Genomic DNA, 1,489 nt, shown 5'->3' with positions numbered 1-1,489 from the left:
CAGTGGCCACTTTAGCGGGAACACTCCAGACCGAACTTTGCCACCGGAAAGTAGCGCCGGTTTTCACTAACGTGCCTGGGGATGCACACATAGGGAAGATCCTGCTTGGCACGCTGACGGAACAGATGGGGGAACTGCGCGAAGTCACGAGTACTAGCTGCTCGCGATGCCGATCTGAAGTCGCGTACCCGCTCGATACGCGTCTTCAAGATCTGAGACCGACTTGCGTCGGCCGGGTTCATTCCGTCGAGCCACAGACACCAGCGGTCTTCTCCACGCAACAACTCACGCGCTCCGACGAATTGATGCACGTATTTCGCTGCAATGGGGTCAGCCATGACCTCGTCATACTCGTCGACCTCCACGATCAGATTCCCGTCATCGGTCGGCTTCGACCCGTAAACAGTCCTGCCGACCTCCGGTGAAATCGGTGCAGCAGCCTTCGTGACTAGAACGTTGGGGCCGTCCACTAGGTACGCATTGATTCCCGTTGAGACGCTGCGCGGTGTGGGCCTGCCCCTCACATCGGGATAGTCCCAGAGCTCAGGCTTGGCACTACGGTCTCGGGTGAAACCGACGATGACACAGTGCACAGCTGCTTTGCCTGGCGCTTCAGAGTCCCAGGCGAAAGTGCGGTGCGCGAACTTGATCCGCCAACCAGCGTCGAAGATCGGTTCAAATAGGCGCGGAACCTGGTCCCCTTGGCTGATCGAGTTCGTCGTGACAAACGCCCACTCGCCGTGGGCCCGGCTGGCGTACAACTGGAGAGTTTTCGCGTGCCACCCAGTCACGAAGTCCATGCGAGAGAGCTGCTTGTCCTCGCCCCACGCAGCTTGTAGATCGCGCAGCTGGTCCTGCTCCCGACCGTCCCCACGGAACGGCGGGTTACCGAATACGTAGGTGTTTCCGGCTGGTACGGGAAGGAGGTCCTTCCAGTCGATTTGGAGAGCGTTGGTGTGGTGAATGTGGGCAGTAATCGCGATCGGTAGGCGTTCGGGAGCTTGGCCGACGGCGGCGGCGAGTTCACGGTTGGCTTGGTGATCGACGAGGAACATGGCGGTTTCGGCGATCTTGGCCGGCCACCAGTTGATCTCAATGCCGTGGAACTGACCGATGGTGACCTTGGTTTCCAGCGTGGCGTCCAGTGCCATACCGGTTTGCCCCTCGCGGGTGCGGATTTCGCGGATGATCTGGGTTTCGATCCGTCGCAGGTCGCGGTAGGCGACCACCAGGAAGTTCCCGCATCCGCAGGCCGGGTCGACGAACACGTGGGTAGCGAGACTGTCGCGGAACTCGCGTAGTGCTTTGACGCTGGTGGACTTGTTATCGCAGAGTCGGTTGGCCTCGGCCTGTAGGTCGTCGAGGAACAGCGGCCCGATGGTCTTGAGGATGTTCGTCTCGGAGGTGTAGTGCTCCCCGGCCTCGCGTCGCGCTTCTTTGCTTTTGACGAGCTGAAACTGGAGTGTTCCCGCTAAAGTGGCCACTGCAA

Annotated in this window: 1 protein-coding gene; it reads right to left on the bottom strand. The window is 60.3% G+C overall.

The features are described from left to right. Positions 1-11 precede the first annotated feature (11 nt). Positions 12-1,489: DNA methyltransferase (locus G6024_RS13685; protein ID WP_235027912.1), on the bottom strand; the 1,478-nt coding region annotated here is incomplete at its 5' end.

Source organism: Dietzia maris (assembly GCF_014144855.1).
GTDB lineage: Bacteria > Actinomycetota > Actinomycetes > Mycobacteriales > Mycobacteriaceae > Dietzia > Dietzia kunjamensis.
The sequence above is the reverse complement of the archived record's forward strand: the minus strand, read 5'-3'. Positions and strand labels throughout refer to the sequence as shown.